The organism is Shewanella sp. MF08487 (genome assembly GCF_050848685.1).
GTDB classification, from domain to species: domain Bacteria; phylum Pseudomonadota; class Gammaproteobacteria; order Enterobacterales; family Shewanellaceae; genus Shewanella; species Shewanella glacialipiscicola.
In genome coordinates, this window is the sequence record NZ_JBOZPB010000001.1 from 269663 (window position 1) to 284759 (window position 15097).

The 15097-nt window shown below is 41.6% G+C and carries 17 protein-coding genes; 9 read left to right on the forward strand and 8 right to left on the reverse strand.

Features of this window, described 5'->3' with window-relative positions:
* Nucleotides 1-142: 142 nt before the first annotated feature.
* Nucleotides 143-814 carry an alpha/beta hydrolase gene (locus ACRN9H_RS01125; RefSeq protein WP_432312087.1) on the reverse strand — a complete coding sequence of 224 codons (672 nt, stop codon included), beginning with the start codon at nucleotides 812-814 and terminating at the stop codon, nucleotides 143-145.
* Nucleotides 815-905: 91 nt separating this feature from the next.
* Complete coding sequence (locus ACRN9H_RS01130; RefSeq protein ID WP_076499767.1) at nucleotides 906-1133, reverse strand: DUF3389 family protein; 228 nt, start codon at nucleotides 1131-1133, stop codon at nucleotides 906-908.
* Nucleotides 1134-1385: 252 nt separating this feature from the next.
* On the opposite strand from ACRN9H_RS01130, the gene ACRN9H_RS01135 reads away from it, so the two are divergent.
* Complete coding sequence (locus tag ACRN9H_RS01135; RefSeq protein ID WP_432312088.1) at nucleotides 1386-3329, forward strand: M1 family metallopeptidase; 1944 nt, start codon at nucleotides 1386-1388, stop codon at nucleotides 3327-3329.
* Nucleotides 3330-3538: 209 nt separating this feature from the next.
* On the opposite strand, the gene ACRN9H_RS01140 is transcribed toward ACRN9H_RS01135, so the two are convergent.
* Nucleotides 3539-4027, reverse strand: coding sequence for an FKBP-type peptidyl-prolyl cis-trans isomerase (locus tag ACRN9H_RS01140; RefSeq protein WP_432312089.1), 489 nt, complete (start codon nucleotides 4025-4027; stop codon nucleotides 3539-3541).
* 103 nt (nucleotides 4028-4130) lie between these two features.
* Nucleotides 4131-5426, reverse strand: coding sequence for a lytic murein transglycosylase (locus ACRN9H_RS01145; protein WP_432312090.1), 1296 nt, complete (start codon nucleotides 5424-5426; stop codon nucleotides 4131-4133).
* 410 nt (nucleotides 5427-5836) lie between these two features.
* Between ACRN9H_RS01145 and ACRN9H_RS01150 the strand changes: the two genes are divergently transcribed.
* Together ACRN9H_RS01150 and ACRN9H_RS01155 are read left to right on the forward strand one after the other, a co-directional pair.
* Nucleotides 5837-6196 (forward strand): DUF2750 domain-containing protein, encoded by a 360-nt coding sequence (locus tag ACRN9H_RS01150; RefSeq protein ID WP_432312091.1) that lies wholly within the window; start codon nucleotides 5837-5839, stop codon nucleotides 6194-6196.
* 51 nt (nucleotides 6197-6247) lie between these two features.
* Entirely contained in the window at nucleotides 6248-6889 is a 642-nt protein-coding gene (locus ACRN9H_RS01155; protein ID WP_432312092.1) for a hypothetical protein, read from the forward strand.
* Nucleotides 6890-7069: 180 nt separating this feature from the next.
* On the opposite strand, the gene ACRN9H_RS01160 is transcribed toward ACRN9H_RS01155, so the two are convergent.
* Both ACRN9H_RS01160 and ACRN9H_RS01165 read right to left on the reverse strand, forming a co-directional pair.
* Entirely contained in the window at nucleotides 7070-8014 is a 945-nt protein-coding gene (locus ACRN9H_RS01160; RefSeq protein WP_432312093.1) for a chemotaxis protein CheV, read from the reverse strand.
* A gap of 226 nt (nucleotides 8015-8240) precedes the next feature.
* Entirely contained in the window at nucleotides 8241-8855 is a 615-nt protein-coding gene (locus tag ACRN9H_RS01165) for a class I SAM-dependent methyltransferase (protein WP_432312094.1), read from the reverse strand.
* Between the two features lie 101 nt (nucleotides 8856-8956).
* Here ACRN9H_RS01165 and ACRN9H_RS01170 point away from each other — a divergent pair, with 101 nt between their 5' ends.
* The 5 genes from ACRN9H_RS01170 (at nucleotide 8957) to ACRN9H_RS01190 (ending at nucleotide 12442) form a co-directional block, all read left to right on the forward strand.
* Complete coding sequence (locus ACRN9H_RS01170; RefSeq protein WP_432312095.1) at nucleotides 8957-9508, forward strand: LON peptidase substrate-binding domain-containing protein; 552 nt, start codon at nucleotides 8957-8959, stop codon at nucleotides 9506-9508.
* 143 nt (nucleotides 9509-9651) lie between these two features.
* The gene (locus tag ACRN9H_RS01175) at nucleotides 9652-10314 is read left to right on the forward strand and encodes a sigma-70 family RNA polymerase sigma factor (RefSeq protein ID WP_432312096.1); all 663 of its coding nucleotides are present in this window, start codon (nucleotides 9652-9654) and stop codon (nucleotides 10312-10314) included.
* Nucleotides 10307-11029, forward strand: a complete 723-nt coding sequence (locus ACRN9H_RS01180; protein ID WP_432312097.1) for a ChrR family anti-sigma-E factor — start codon at nucleotides 10307-10309, stop codon at nucleotides 11027-11029. Before ACRN9H_RS01175 ends, ACRN9H_RS01180 begins: the two co-directional genes overlap by 8 nt.
* 701 nt (nucleotides 11030-11730) lie before the next feature.
* The gene (locus tag ACRN9H_RS01185; protein ID WP_006082106.1) at nucleotides 11731-11904 is read left to right on the forward strand and encodes a hypothetical protein; all 174 of its coding nucleotides are present in this window, start codon (nucleotides 11731-11733) and stop codon (nucleotides 11902-11904) included.
* A 277-nt stretch (nucleotides 11905-12181) separates the two neighbouring features.
* Entirely contained in the window at nucleotides 12182-12442 is a 261-nt protein-coding gene (locus ACRN9H_RS01190; RefSeq protein WP_432312098.1) for a hypothetical protein, read from the forward strand.
* A gap of 32 nt (nucleotides 12443-12474) precedes the next feature.
* On the opposite strand, the gene ACRN9H_RS01195 is transcribed toward ACRN9H_RS01190, so the two are convergent.
* Nucleotides 12475-13482, reverse strand: coding sequence for a 1-aminocyclopropane-1-carboxylate deaminase/D-cysteine desulfhydrase (locus tag ACRN9H_RS01195; protein WP_432312099.1), 1008 nt, complete (start codon nucleotides 13480-13482; stop codon nucleotides 12475-12477).
* Between the two features lie 250 nt (nucleotides 13483-13732).
* Between ACRN9H_RS01195 and ACRN9H_RS01200 the strand changes: the two genes are divergently transcribed.
* On the forward strand, nucleotides 13733-14140 hold the full coding sequence (locus tag ACRN9H_RS01200) for a YccF domain-containing protein (RefSeq protein ID WP_432312100.1): 408 nt from the start codon (nucleotides 13733-13735) through the stop codon (nucleotides 14138-14140).
* A gap of 79 nt (nucleotides 14141-14219) precedes the next feature.
* Here the strand turns inward: ACRN9H_RS01200 and ACRN9H_RS01205 are convergent, their stop codons facing one another.
* Nucleotides 14220-14966: a substrate-binding periplasmic protein gene (locus tag ACRN9H_RS01205; RefSeq protein WP_432312101.1), complete on the reverse strand. Its 747-nt coding sequence runs from the start codon at nucleotides 14964-14966 to the stop codon at nucleotides 14220-14222.
* Nucleotides 14967-15097 lie beyond the last annotated feature (131 nt).

Below are 15097 nucleotides of genomic sequence, written 5' to 3' on the forward strand. Positions count from 1 at the left end.
AAAAACAACAAAGATTGATTAAAGTTATTTACTATTAGTTGCTTAGCAAAAAAAACACAATAAGACGATTGTCCCGCTAGCAAAACAAGCATGTGGAAAAACAACTTTACCGCATGCTGCTTTTATCAGCTATTAGATATGCCTACATTTTAAATTGCTGTTGTAACCAGTTAGAAATTTCTTTTAATTGCACAGGGATCACGGAATGCGGCATAGGATAGGTTTGCCATACAACATTATACCCGCCCGCAATTAAAGCGGTATGAGCTAGGTTCCCTGCAGATAATGGCACGACATCATCCTGTAAACCGTGTTGCTGTAATATGGGTGTATCACGATTGGCCGCGCTTAGTTCAGCCGGTAACACATCGCCTGTCGGTAAATAGCAAGATAATGCCATTATGCCCGCTAATGGTTCAGGGAAACGTAGTCCACAAAATAAACTCATTACTCCGCCCTGACTGAATCCCGCTAAAACAATACGCTGACTCGCAATACCCATTGCGATTTGCTCATTAATTAATGCGGCAACCCTTTTTTCCGACTCTAGTACGCCTTGCATATCGGCTCTGTCGTGTAAATCCATGCTCTTAATATCGTACCAAGCGCGCATCACATAGCCACCATTGATGGTCACGGCTTGCTCTGGTGCATGGGGGAAAATAAAGCGGATAGCATGATCGGCCGGTAAACCCAGAGCAGGTACAATGGGGGCAAATCCAGCGCCTGAATCCCCTAATCCATGTAACCAAATGACCACGGCCGTAGCAGGCACTTTAGATTCAACCACTATACGTTCAAGAGAAACTGACATACTAAAAAATTCCCAATTGGATAAAAACATTCATCAACTAAAAATGATGATAAATCGTTACGTTAAACACGCAATATTACTCTCGCGTACTTTATTCCGCGTCCATTCCCAGTACATTTTGAATCGCCCGTAACTGGGCATTTGAGTCTAATACTAGGCTCCAACGCACACCGCCACCATCGGCAATTAACATAGGTGGCTGACGTCTCAAACTAATATCTTCCGCACTCACTTGCAGTACGATACTGGCAACATTGAGCCGTACTTGCACTTCGAACTCAGTGACGATTAACTTACCCTGTGAAAAATCTAGCACCATTTTTATAACCGTCCTATGTGAAAACGCCGCCATCATAACAAACTTGCTGTACTTTACCGACGCCATTTTCCTGTCTGTAGCTGCGTCATTAAAGTTTGATTACATTTTAGCTAACAGTGAAGTAACAAATCGTGTGTATTATCAGGTAAACTTTTGCGCTATATAGCGTGGGCGAATAGAAACCAACCTCTATTGAGGTTTTTTATCGTCCTAAACTCGAACTAAAATACTTAATCATTAGGCTGTTAAATAATGCTTTCACTTCGCCATCCCCTCCTTAGCAGTGCGTTACTGTTTGCCCTGCAACTACTCCCCAATGCTTACGCAAATAACACTCCTAATGCCTTAACCTCCAAGCTTGCTGCCACATTAGTGCAAACAGAAATACAGCAGAACCAAGATGCACTGACTTATGCCAATTACACTGAGGTCAGCGTGAGTCATGTCGAGCTTGCCCTTGCCGTCGATTTTAAGCAAAGCCGCTTATCCGGCGAAGTTATCCTCGATTTGGCTTGGCATAAAGCAGGTAAAACACTCATCTTAGATACCCGAGATTTAACTATAAATAGCGTGACTGCTTTGGATAACGCGGGTAAATGGCAAAGTATCCCCTTCACCTTAGCTAAAAAAGATGAAGTTAGAGGTGCGGCGCTGACTATCAATTTTACTGAACAAAATACTCAAAAGATTAAAATAAATTACCATACATCAGATAATCCTTCTGGCATTCAATGGTTAACCCCAGAGCAAACCCAAGGTAAACAGTTGCCTTTTATGTTCAGTCAGAGTCAGGCGATTCATGCTCGCAGCTGGATCCCACTGCAAGATACGCCTGCCGTGCGCCAAACCTATAGCGCAACGATTACCGCCGATAAAGCCATTACTGTGGTGATGAGCGCCGATCGCAAAACCCTGTCTAACACTCAAACCCAGTTCACTATGCCGCAGGCGATTCCAGCTTATTTAATTGCCATTGCGGCCGGGCATTTAACGTTCGCACCCTTAAATGATATCTCTGGTGTTTGGGCTGAACCTGAACTTATTGATAAGGCGAGTCAAGAATTTGCCGACACGCCTAAAATGATAGAAATCGCCGCTAAGCGTTATGGCGATTACCGTTGGGGACGTTATGATTTGCTCATTCTGCCACCAAGCTTCCCCTTCGGTGGGATGGAAAACCCACGTCTTTCATTTATTACTCCTACGGTTATCGCGGGCGATAAAAGCTTAGTCAGCCTCATCGCCCACGAACTTGCGCACTCGTGGTCGGGTAATTTAGTCACCAATGCCACATGGCGCGATCTCTGGCTTAATGAAGGCTTTACGACCTATGTAGAGAATCGCATTATGGAAGATCTCTATGGCCGCGATCGAGCATTAATGGAGCAAACGATCAGTTACTCTGGGCTCCTTGCCGAATTAGCCGAGCTAAGCCCTCATGATTCTGTACTGCATTTAGACCTTAGTGGGCGCTCGCCCGATGAGGCTTTTAGCGGTGTCCCCTACGTTAAAGGCCAGTTATTTTTAGTCTTTCTTGAACAGAAATTTGGCCGCGAACACTTCGATGCCTTTGTAAAAAATTATTTTAATCACTTTGCGTTTCAAAGTATTACCACAGCGCAGTTCCGTGAGTATTTGTCTTTAAATTTACTCCAAAAATACCCTAAAATTGTCAGCGAAGCCGAAGTCGACACTTGGATTGAAGGCGAAGGTTTACCGTCATTTTTAGTACCACCAAACTCCCATGCTTTTGACGATATTGACGCCCAAAGACAAGCTTGGCTTGAAGGAAAACTCAGCACAAATGAGTTAAAAACCAGCACTTGGTCAGTTCACCAGTGGTTAAGATTCATTAATGAAATGCCAAGAATTAATCTTAACCAAACTAAACTTGCCGAGCTGGATAAGGCGTTCCATTTTACCGGTACCGGCAACAGTGAAATCGCTTTTGCATGGTATTCACTCGCATTAGATAATGGCTATTACGCAGTTTTACCTGCATTAAAACAGCACTTAACCAATATTGGCCGCATGCGTTTAGTTGTGCCTTTATACCAAAAGCTTGCCAGCACCGAACAATATGACTGGGCTAAAAGCGTCTATTTCAATGCTCGCCCCGGTTATCATCCACAAACTCAAGCAAGCCTCGATGCCATGTTTGCAGGCACACCACTCCAGCACGAACATAGCCATTAACGTTGTTAAAGTGCCATTAGCGTTAGAAAGAACTATTAGTGATATATGACGTTATTAGCCATTTCGATAACAGTTAAGAGTTAAAACCCATAAAACAAAAAGCCCAAACCTAAGTTTGGGCTTTTACTGTTCAATCTTTACACTCGACTTATTCAACTAATATCAAACTTATACTGCGTTAGATATGAGCCAAGTTCAAAGCTTAAAAACTAGTGGTGATGACCACCTGCGCCATGTGCATGACCATGGGCAATTTCTTCATTGCTCGCGTCACGGGCACCGACAACTTCGATATCAAATGTCAGTTCGCGGCCTGCTAATGGATGGTTAACATCCACAGTTGCCATAAACTTACCCACTTTAACGATAGTCACTTGGCGTTGACCTTGGTCTGTATTGACCACGGCAGCCATACCCGGTTTCCATACGCTTGCACCGACTAAATGTTTAACCGATACGCGTTGGTGCGCATCAGCATCAGCAACACGTTCACCGTAGGTGTCTGCTGCAGGTAGCGTTACGGTAAATTTCTCGCCAATCGCTTTACCATTAATGGCGTTTTCTACGCCTGGCATCATGTTGTCATGGCCATGTAAGTAGGCAATTGGATCACGACCTTCGTTACTCTCGATCACATCGCCTTTCTCGTCACGCAGTGTGTAGTTAAACTGCACAACCATATCGTCTTTTATGCTCATCGAATATCCTTTGATTTTCTTCGATTTCAATTGTGGGCCGAGCTTAACAAAACTGGGCTTTTCACTCCACTTTTTTATCCTCTCACATGCCGGTGCACTTAAATTACAGCGTTAACCCTAATGCAGCAAAGACCTCTGGACTTGGAAAACCATCGGCGATCATATTTTTACTACGCTGAAACGCTTGAATGCCCGCTGTAGAGTTACGCCCCAATACGCCATCGGGCTTGCCCACATCAAAACCGGCCTCATTGAGTTTGGCTTGCAGTTGCTTAACTTGTTCGCGGCTTAAACGTGGCTGTTCAGGTGGGCTTACGGTTAACGCAGGGCCACCATTAATCCGGTCAGCCAAATGACCCACTGTAATGGCATAAAACTCAGAGCGATTCCAACGCATGATCACATTAAAATTCTCATAACCTAAAAATGCGGGGCCGGTATGACCCGCAGGTAAATACAGCGCCGCTTGAATATCAACGATAGGCAAAGGTTGACCATTTGCTTGCGTCACATTAAGTGCGGCCCATTGCGATAACGGCAAAGGTTGTTTAGCACCTAAATAGTTGTAGCTATAGTTTTTGGGTAATAGGACTTCACGGCCCCAGCGTTGGTTACGCTGCCAGCCTAAATGTTGTAAAAAGTTCGCTGCTGAAGTAAGCGCATCAGTAGTGCTATTCCATAAATCGGCTTTACCATCGCCATCCGCATCGACAGCATATTTAGCATAGGCAGACGGCATAAATTGGGTGTGTCCCATGGCGCCAGCCCATGAACCCACCATACTGTCATCGTCAAACTGATATTTTTCCTTCAGTTTTAAAGCTTGCATTAATTCTATGGTGAAATAAGTGCTACGACGTGGCTCACAGGCCAAAGTCGCCAGAGAATTGAGCACTGACATTTTGCCTTTATAAGAGCCATAGTTAGTTTCAAGTCCCCAGAAAGATAAAATATATTGCGATGGCACACCGTATTCTTGGGCGAGTTTATCGAGTAAAACCTGATGTTTTTGCAATAATCGGCGACCTTCGTTAACGCGCCATTCCGTTGCGCGTTTACTAAAATAATTATCGAAGGTTTGGCTAAATTCGGGTTGTTGTTGATCAAGCTCAATCACCCGCGGAACAAATTGTAAATTGGCGATGGTCGAATTAATGGTGGTCTCTGACAATCCTTCAGTACGTGCACGTGCTTGCAGCCTAGCTAAACACACAGGGAACGCTTCTTCATTCAATTGTACGCTAGCACTGATATCGGGCAGTTGATTGGTTTCAGTAGTATTTGTCGTTACGTTAGCGTTGGCACTCACCGTCGGCGCACTCGCACTAGAACAAGCGCTCAAACTGACGCAAGCAGCAATACTCGCAAACAGATAAGTTAACCCTTTAATTTTAATCAAATCAATAACTCCAATACTTGATTTTATAACCTTCAGTGTGTTGTGACTGCAACACAACAATTTACCTTTATTAAGGTGATATGGCCTTAGAGAGATATTCGTCTTGGCTAACCGAATCAAAGGTGAGCTATGAGCCACCATTTGTAATCGCCAATAACAGAGACAATTTCCACATAAAGCGCTTTTGAAACAGCATCAGGCAGATAAATCTACCAGCCTATATGTACTCTCGCTAATAATCCTGACCCATAGCGAGGCGTAACACAATCCTTATCACGCTAAATACCTTATACCATAGGTATATTGCTCAGTTATCAAACAGCAGAAAAATCTTAATAAAGAATCCCTTGGTATCGCAGCATGTTACCGTATAATGGGTTTGTTAACAGCACACATCAAAGAGACCTATCATGACTGAAATCAATACGGCTTTGGCTGGCTTTATCGAAAATGTAAAACAACATCAGACGCTCTGGGGTCTAATGGATGAAACTGGCGAAGGCTGGGTCGTTTGTGACTCTTCAGAATTTGAAGACACAGATGTGATGCCATTATGGTCAAGCGAAGCGACAGCAAAATCCCATTGCAGCGATGAATGGCAAGACTACCAGCCCGTCTCAATCTCATTAGAAGAGTTTCTAGAGTATTGGGTTTCTGATCTCAACGATGATGGTGTATTGATCGGTGTCGATTGGCAAACTGACGAAGATTGTCTTGAGCTTGACCCTATTGTTTTAGCGAAAGATTTGGTTGATGTTGAAGAAGTATAATCACTTTAATACACCATTGATAACATCAAGGATTGAGGCACTCAATCCTTGATGTCTGCTATCCCACTGATTGATATCCCCTTCGATAAACGCTATACCTGTTGGTTTTGTGGCGAACCTAGCCATCAACACTTCGAATACATTCACCATGCACATACGCCGCATCCTTCTTTAGCGGTGCCTGCTTGTAGTGAATGCCTGCGATTAGCCAAACAACATACACTGAGTTCAATTTGGGATTGCCGCATGGCGGTTAAAGATGCGCTAATGCGTATCTATGCAAAACATCTCGCCATTGGAATTAATTGGACCGAAGCAGAACTTGCCGAGTCTGAGTTTTCCTGCAAAGTATTTGAAGGCTTTAAGAAAAGTGCTTGGATGATGTATCAAATTGCCCGCGACCGTATTAATGCGCCCAGTTGGCCATTGGTATTAGAAGGCGAAGAAATTGACGACCAAGGCTACAATGCTGGATTTGAATTCGATGGAGTGACCTTCAACTCTGTCAATGCCGCCATTCAGTACTATTCAACCCAATTCACCTTAGACCCACAGTTTTTTGCCGAACTTGTGCGCCTCGTCGGCAGAGCAAGATTCAACTACGCCTTAAGGCTCGCCCGTATTCATATTGCAGCAGCTAAAGAAATGAAACGCCAAGTATTACAAGATGTAGAGGCCGACTTAAGCCTATAATTGAAATACCTGCAATTGAAATACCTGCAATTGAAATACCTATAATCGACCTACGATTAAGAATGGATAATATAAGCTTTGGTTGAAATAGCATTGGCAGACCGGCAATGCCTGAATAACGATTAAAAAACTAGCGCCATCAACGACCATTTTAAAGTCAATCATTGATGGCTTACATTATTAGTGATTAATAATTTGTCTTAATCTTTCTTGTACTACTTCCACTAGCAAATCTGGCTGGAATTTAGAAATAAACTTATCACAACCGACTTTTTCAACCATCGCATGGTTAAAACTGCCACTTAAAGAAGTGTTAAGGGTGATATACAAATCTGCCATCGCTTTATCGCTACGCACTTCAGAGGTAAGTTTATAACCGTCCATCTCAGGCATTTCAGCGTCAGTAATCATCATTAATAATTCTTTTGAGACTTGTTTACCTTCATCACGCCATTTTTGTAATAGTGTTAATGCTTGCAGGCCATCGGAGGCTTCAATAATTTCGATACCCAGTTGCCCTAAGGTGTCACGCACTTGGCGTCTCGCGGTTGAAGAATCATCTACGATAAGAATTTTTCTTCCTGGCATTTCATGGGCTAAGGTTTCGTCGAGTACCCCTTCAGATAAACTAACATCATAGTGAATAATCTCTGCCAGCACTTTTTCTACATCAATAATCGACACTAACTGTGAGCGGCCTTGATGTTCGATACGTGTAATCGCCGTCAGATAATTATTACGACCAGCCATTTTAGGCGGCGGTAAAATATCGCTCCAAGTCATATTAATAATATGCTCAACTTTACCGACTAAAAAGCCCTGCACACTGCGGTTATACTCAGTAATAATCATGTTGGCATTATCATCTGGCGGCATAGGTCTAAACCCGATGGCCGAACGTAAATCAATTACAGGAATAGAAATCCCCCGAATATTGGCAACACCGGAAATATGTGGATGGCTACCTGGCATGGCATTGAGCGGTGGAAGTTTGACGACTTCTTTAACTTTAAAAACGTTAATAGCAAATAATTGTGTCGAATTAATACTAAAAAGTAATAACTCGAGTCGGTTTTCCCCCACGAGTTTGGTTCTTTGATCTACGCTTGCAAGTATATTTGCCATAGTGCTGCTTCTCTACTATTGAGGAAAGCCTTCCCCACATGCCATGAATTAATCCGAATTATAGCGGTAAACTCATATGAGGAACTATGCTAAAGGTCTATTTTATATAAAAATGTCTTTTCTACGGCAAAACGCGATCCTCACTGCGTAAATATCCATTCAGGTATCCACGAAAGCGCCTAGAAAAGCGTATCGAACCTCACCCCATCACTCTTAACGCGATAAATTAACGTAATATTTTCTGGGCTAACACCATACCCGCAAAATTAAAGGCATTTCTCTCGCGTACAATCTCAAATCCAGCCTGGCGCATCACAGTGAGTAATTCACTGTGATTAAAGCGATTTTGCTGAGGATGCTCAAATAGACGCCGACTGAGAGGGTTACAAATTGCGGCGCGGTACAAATCCTCCACCACAAAATAACCGTTTGGTTTCAGTACTCTTACGACTTCCTTGATGGCCGCTTGCCAATCTGGAATATGGTGAAATACGGCAAAATCGAACACTATGTCAAACTCGCTATTAGCAAACGGTAAACGAGTGGCATCCGCAACCGAAAAACTCAGCCCTTTTACCCCCTGCGGCCGAGCTTGCCAACGGGATTGGGCAGCGGCAACCATTTCAGCATCAATATCCACGGCCGTAATATGACCTGCACCAAAATGCTCACGGATCAATTGAATACCGTTACCAAACCCGCAGCCTATTTCTAATGCACGCTCACAAGAAGGCATAGGTTTGGGCATCATCGAGGTTAATAAGGGTGCTTCAACATGATTTTGTAGCCAAAAACGTAATGGATGCTGCACCAGTTTTTTTTCAAATGGATTTAATTTCATGCCATCCTCTAAATATAGACAAACTATTGTTGAATAATTTTACTGATCAAACTGCCACTATGGTACGTAATGATAGGAACATAAGTTCACCAGAGGCCACAATGAAATTACCTCTTTTCCCCTTACCTATCTGTTTATTACCCGAAGGTTATACACAACTACGGATATTTGAACCTAGATACAAACGTTTAGTCGCCGAATCGTTAAAGTCAGGCCAAGGCTTTGGTTTGTGTATGCTCGAAGAGGATAACAAAACCATACAGCCCATTGGCACCTTAGTACATGTTATTGATTTTGAAACCTTAGCCGATGGGCTGTTAGGCGTCAGCATTCAAGGTTCAAAACGCTTTAAACTTAATGAAATCAGTATCGAAAGTGATGGTTTAAAACGCGGAGATGTCAGCTTAATCGACAATTGGCCTACCGCACCTATTGCAAGTGACGAACGTTACCTCAGCCAGATGTTACAAAATATCCTCAAAGAATATCCGCAACATCTCAAACATTATCAAGCGGAACAGTTTGATGACATTGCTTGGGTATGCCAACGCTGGTTAGAAATATTACCGGTGCAAGCCTCTGAAAAATATAGTTGCATTAATACATCTGATCACATCATGACCCGAGATCTATTACGTACTGTGATTAAATAATCCTGTGAGTGATCCTTTACGTAATCCATGCCGTATTGATTGGAAGTTTGACAGCAAAGGCAGGTGTAAACGCTTACCGAGCCTCTGAATATTGTCGTTATTGATATCAAACTCAGCATTAGCCACTGGGATACGAGCGAAAAATGGAAAATATTCAATCACAAAGCAGGCAAAATCGGTATCATGGACCCATTACGTCTCTGACTAACGCGGCTATGGACAACGACACTCCTGCTCACACAAACTTAGAGTCACAAGTAGATGCTTTGGCGATGTTAATACTGCAAGTCGCAGATAACAGAGACAAAGCCGCTTTTGGACAACTATTCCAGCATTTTATGCCCAAGATCCGCGCTTTTGGTTTGCAAAGATTAAATCAACAAGGCTTGGCTATGGATTTGGTTCAAGAAACCATGACCAGTGTTTGGACCAAGGCTCATCTGTATAATGCAGAAAAAGGAGCGGTGACCACTTGGGTGTTTACCATAATGCGCAATCAATGTTTTGATATGTTAAGACGGGTGCAACACAACAGAGAAGATACCTTCGGCGATGATATTTGGCCTTTGTGTGATGCGACCTCAGAATACGATATACAGCCCGATCATAAACTAACGGCTCAACTCCTGAAGCATCTAGATGCCCTCCCTCTAGCACAAAAGCAAGTCGTGCAAGGTATCTATATGCAAGAACTCACTCAACAAGAACTTGCTGACGCCTTAAAAGTGCCTATTGGTACGATAAAGTCGCGTTTAAGGCTAGGACTGGAAAAGTTGAAAAGTTTTTTGGAGATACACAATGATTAAACATCATCCCACTCAAGACCTACTCGTCAACCATGCCAGTGGTGATTTACCTTTATCAATGGCGATGGCAGTGTCGGCACACTGTTCTTTATGTGAAACCTGTAGAGAACAACTTGCACTGTTAACAGCAAAAGCCGCAGATTTAGCATTAACTCAACCTAAAACTCACAGCGTGAATAGCGAGGAATACACGAATTCCAATCAGTATGAGCATGATGGAACAAAAACGTTTGCCACTCAAAATTCCACTCTGGATATTGAAGCTATGATGGCACATATCATGGCTCAGCCAGTTGCGACAAATATACCGAATAATGCGCCGTTAGCGGTTCAGATAAAGCAACAGCATTACACTGTACCGTCGGCATTTAGACAGCATTTAACCCGTCCATGGCAAATTTTGGGTAAAGTCAGTCGTATGCGTTTTGATGTCGATGAAATGGGTACCCGTGCCAGTTTGCTGCATATTGATGCCCAAGGTGAAATTCCCCAACATACCCATAGAGGTTATGAATTAACGCTATTATTGGCAGGTGAGTTTTCAGATCTCAATGGCAACTATGTGCCAGGAGATTTTATTGTACTCGACGGCCAACATCAACATTCACCGAAAACCGTCAACGGATGCCTATGCTACACAGTATTAGATGCACCACTGCATTTTACTAAAGGCATAAGTAAACTGCTTAATCCAATCGGTGAACTGATTTATTAAGTGATTAAGCGTTGTAAACAACTACATCGCAATAGATAAGCAAATAGCGAACTCGTTTCACAGATAATGATTAATCTCATTTGAACACTCTATTCAAATGAGATTTTTATTTTCCCGATATGAATAAAGCCATCCTATGAACCTTAGCCAATGAAGATTACAAATAAAAAACACCACGAAAAATATTTTTTGTCTTTTAAATCAAAGTAATAACTAAGTTTTATTTACTTAAAGTCAACATAAACAAAAAATAATGACATTTCTGTATAATTAAACTTGCATAAGCCTTTTTAATTGATATACTGCAGCACGTTTTGAGATACACCTTGTTGTTTACCTTTTTAACCCAGCCTGATATTTAGCAATCAGAGTTCGGTCCTCATAAAGAAAGCCTACTACAAGCAAAACCCCCTAAGCTCAGTTGTTCGATACCATAAAATCATGTGGTTATGTATGTGAACTTACCCCTCTATTAGCTGTCATAGTCTTGTCATTAAACTATGTTCAACTGCTAGAATTAAGATATTCCATGGCATAATTCGTAGCGTGAATTATTTATCGATTAAGCATCTCTTGATTAATGAATCAAAGATGGGGTAACCTCGATACTCAATAGAACAAATCTTTCGCACATCGCTAAGGATATTTTATAGTAACAACTATCTCACCTATGGGTGAATTAACAAAAAGGAGTGTGGCATATGTCATACAAAATTAATGGACATGAAATTACAGTAAACTTCCCTGTAGATTCAATCTCAGTAAATAAAACATCAATTGCTTTTACCGATAGACAAGGTAAAAACAGACAAACTTTTTCTAAGCGCACAGAAGCCATTAGCTTTATGAAATGGTTATTGTCAGCTAATAAATAAGTTAAAGTTCTCAGTACCGCAGTAACTGTTTACTTAAGTGTATTTAATATCGGTTTCCATTCTTTTCGCAACACCGAGCACTTCAGTAAATTGATAGCCGAATGTCACGAACACGCTATCCTTTTTATGTCACTATGACAAAATCATTTGGTTCAGGCTGTATCTCTCTCACACAGATACCTGCCGAACCAAGTGAAAATATCAGACTTAGATCACACATCCTCATTCAAGCATCCACTAATATTCCCGCGTATGCCCAGAATCACAGGAAAACTCTATGTCAAAACCTACGGCACGTATTGCCATGCAAGCCATGATTGGTAATATCAAAGACAAAATCCCCCTCGATTTAGAAGAAGCACAAATCTGCCAAGGTGAGTGTCTGGGATGCTCAAAAAAAATGTTAGAAATGCTCGATACTGAAATTAGCGATTGGCAATATAGCGATACTGAACCTGGCTTAAAAGATTTAAAAAACCTGCAAAATATCAGTGAACGTACTTATAAAATTCTTAAAAGAAATCGTTTAGTCCCTTAATCTCTAATAATAATGATGACGCTGTTTATTATTTAAATAACCTTTCTATCATATTTACGTTGATAACGCGGTAGCATAGTGGCATTCCCCAGTAAGCCACCTTGATGTAAATACATCAACGGGCCTCGCTCACCTTGCTGTAAGTAATCCTCAAGTACAATAAATCCCAAAGGATCGTAGAGTAATTCAAACTCAATCCCTGAGGCACACACTCGCTGCCACATGGCATAAAATTCAGCATAGAGTTTTCCAAAATGATATTTCTTACCGGTATTAATAATTTGTGGATGTTCGCTAATATCGGGATTCAGCATCGAAAATTGCATACGTAAATAATCATCTCCGCCAACAACGGCGCACGTCATCACCCGAATATGAGTCTGTTGACGAATAAAATACTGATTTAAAAATACCGCGGTGGTGCCTGTACCCGAAGGTAAAAATACCGTTAAGTCTTCCAACTTACTGGCTTGAGCAAACTGTATTATCTCTTTGGCTAATATACTCACGCCATATTCAGCATAAGCACAACGTCCCCCTTCGGGTATAAAGAGTGCTGCAGGCTCATTTACGAGTACCTTTGTCTCGATATAATCTTGGCAACTTACACGCGCGTCTATGCCTTTATCTACGAGTGATAACCTAGCATTAGTGAGTGAGTCTGTACAAAGTTCAGCTTGTGAAGTCAGGGCAGAATTTTGCACCATGAACTCACTTAAATCGATAATATGGGCGCCATTAACCAATGCTGCAGCATAATTCCCTGTGGGATGCTTAATAATTTGGCTAGCAATATGATCAACATAAAAGTCACACTGCCAACCTTTTAGTTTTGCCAGTGCAGATAAGGAATACAGTGAGTTTGCTAAGGGAGATCCATGACCTATCACTTTATTGATACCAACGAAGTCATGTTCTAAAAAATAAGCAAATTTACGCGCCTTGTTGCCACTAAATTCTGGATGCAGTAAATCATCACGCTTGAGAAAAATCTCTCGGTCAGCAAAAGAAAAAATATCGACTGGGGTATTAGCAAACATAAGACACTCAAACAATGTGATATTCAGGCTTTGTATGCCATGAAAGTTATGGCTAGTGTAATTATGCGTCGAAAAAATGCAATATTTCACGACATGTTAGTGAGAAAGACCAAAAACTTCGGAATGTATATCTATAATTCATTGATTTAATGATACTTAATAGTTGGCATAATTCTCGCTTTATCTTAACTCATAATTGATTTATCTGCGCTCACTATGCGATTTACAAGATAAAAATAAGGAATTTTCGATGGCATTATTACGCTTAATATTTAACATTGCTTGGTTTGTGCTGGGCGGATTTGTGATGGGACTAGCATGGTGGTTCGTTGGGATCCTATGTTTTATGAGCATTATTGGTATACCCTTTGGCCGCGCTTGCTTTGTTATCGGTGAAATGGCCTTCTGGCCCTTTGGTCAAGAACAAGTTAATCGTCGTCATTTAACAGGCCGAGACGATTTGGGTACAGGCACCCTCGGTATGCTAGGTAATATTATTTGGTTTTTACTATTTGGTATCTGGTTAGCCATCGGCCACCTAGCCCATGCTTTAGCCTGTTTTGTCACCATTATTGGTATTCCTTTTGGGATCCAACATCTTAAACTGGCTTTACTTAGCCTTACGCCCATTGGCCAAACCGTAGTCGCAAAAGTCTGATACATCAACTTATTAACTGTTTATACGTTGTTACCCACGCAATTCATTCTTAAGAGTGGATTGCGTCTTATATTGAAAACTAATGCTGGTTATAGAACGCTGCTTCAATGACTTTATCTACATCTATTTGCGCTAATCCTTGATCAAAAATGTCTCGCCAGCGATGCCCCTCTTCGGTATTACGAAAAGCAATATAAAGCTGTTTATTTGCAAGAATATGCCGATTAATTTGCAACTTATCCGCCAAAGGTCGTAAAGATTTCTGTTTGAGTAAATAATGTAATACGTTCACATCCATCACCGCGGCATCGATACGCCCAGCGGCCACTTTTTTGATATTGTGCTCATCAGATGTGACCGTTTCAATTGATTGAGCTCCTGATAAAATCATAGAGTCAAGGGATTGAATATTTACATAATTCTTTACTACACCTAAGGTGTAACGGTTAAGATCTTCAACAACGTCCCAACTCATTGGATATAATCTTTGCTCTACCAACCCCAAAGGGCTGACACCAATCGACTTAGAAAAAATAAATTTGTCATTCTCATAGTAATATTCAGGAAAATAACCTTGGTAATCAGAGTGAGGCATTGAAGCTAATTTAACCGTTCGGCTCCAAGGATAAAAATCTACCTCCAGTTGATGCCCCATCACTTTTAATGCCGCTCGCGCTACGGCAATACTCGCGCCCTGCTCCACAAGTAGTTCACCAGAATAAGGCGGCCACAGTAAAGATGTTAGCTTTAGCGTATCCGCTTTCGTTGTACTAACCCCTATCAAAACGGGGCAACATAGCATCACGATTAAACACCATCGCACCATACGCAACTCCTTCTTCAGCTCAAAATTAGCAATATAAACTATCGATAATTGGTTTTGATTTAATGAGTTGAGATTTTTTACTCGGGTTATAAGTATAGTCATGAAGTTAAAGAAGGGACATGAAGATCACT

What these genes read in the sequence shown, in the direction of transcription:
- ACRN9H_RS01125 (WP_432312087.1), bottom strand. Translation starts at nt 814, where the DNA reads ATGTCAGTTTCTCTTGAACGTATAGTGGTTGAATCTAAAGTGCCTGCT.
- ACRN9H_RS01130 (WP_076499767.1), bottom strand. Translation starts at nt 1,133, where the DNA reads ATGGTGCTAGATTTTTCACAGGGTAAGTTAATCGTCACTGAGTTCGAA.
- ACRN9H_RS01135 (WP_432312088.1), top strand. Translation starts at nt 1,386, where the DNA reads ATGCTTTCACTTCGCCATCCCCTCCTTAGCAGTGCGTTACTGTTTGCC.
- ACRN9H_RS01140 (WP_432312089.1), bottom strand. Translation starts at nt 4,027, where the DNA reads ATGAGCATAAAAGACGATATGGTTGTGCAGTTTAACTACACACTGCGT.
- ACRN9H_RS01150 (WP_432312091.1), top strand. Translation starts at nt 5,837, where the DNA reads ATGACTGAAATCAATACGGCTTTGGCTGGCTTTATCGAAAATGTAAAA.
- ACRN9H_RS01155 (WP_432312092.1), top strand. Translation starts at nt 6,248, where the DNA reads ATGTCTGCTATCCCACTGATTGATATCCCCTTCGATAAACGCTATACC.
- ACRN9H_RS01160 (WP_432312093.1), bottom strand. Translation starts at nt 8,014, where the DNA reads ATGGCAAATATACTTGCAAGCGTAGATCAAAGAACCAAACTCGTGGGG.
- ACRN9H_RS01165 (WP_432312094.1), bottom strand. Translation starts at nt 8,855, where the DNA reads ATGAAATTAAATCCATTTGAAAAAAAACTGGTGCAGCATCCATTACGT.
- ACRN9H_RS01170 (WP_432312095.1), top strand. Translation starts at nt 8,957, where the DNA reads ATGAAATTACCTCTTTTCCCCTTACCTATCTGTTTATTACCCGAAGGT.
- ACRN9H_RS01175 (WP_432312096.1), top strand. Translation starts at nt 9,652, where the DNA reads ATGGAAAATATTCAATCACAAAGCAGGCAAAATCGGTATCATGGACCC.
- ACRN9H_RS01180 (WP_432312097.1), top strand. Translation starts at nt 10,307, where the DNA reads ATGATTAAACATCATCCCACTCAAGACCTACTCGTCAACCATGCCAGT.
- ACRN9H_RS01185 (WP_006082106.1), top strand. Translation starts at nt 11,731, where the DNA reads ATGTCATACAAAATTAATGGACATGAAATTACAGTAAACTTCCCTGTA.
- ACRN9H_RS01190 (WP_432312098.1), top strand. Translation starts at nt 12,182, where the DNA reads ATGTCAAAACCTACGGCACGTATTGCCATGCAAGCCATGATTGGTAAT.
- ACRN9H_RS01195 (WP_432312099.1), bottom strand. Translation starts at nt 13,482, where the DNA reads ATGTTTGCTAATACCCCAGTCGATATTTTTTCTTTTGCTGACCGAGAG.
- ACRN9H_RS01200 (WP_432312100.1), top strand. Translation starts at nt 13,733, where the DNA reads ATGGCATTATTACGCTTAATATTTAACATTGCTTGGTTTGTGCTGGGC.
- ACRN9H_RS01205 (WP_432312101.1), bottom strand. Translation starts at nt 14,966, where the DNA reads ATGGTGCGATGGTGTTTAATCGTGATGCTATGTTGCCCCGTTTTGATA.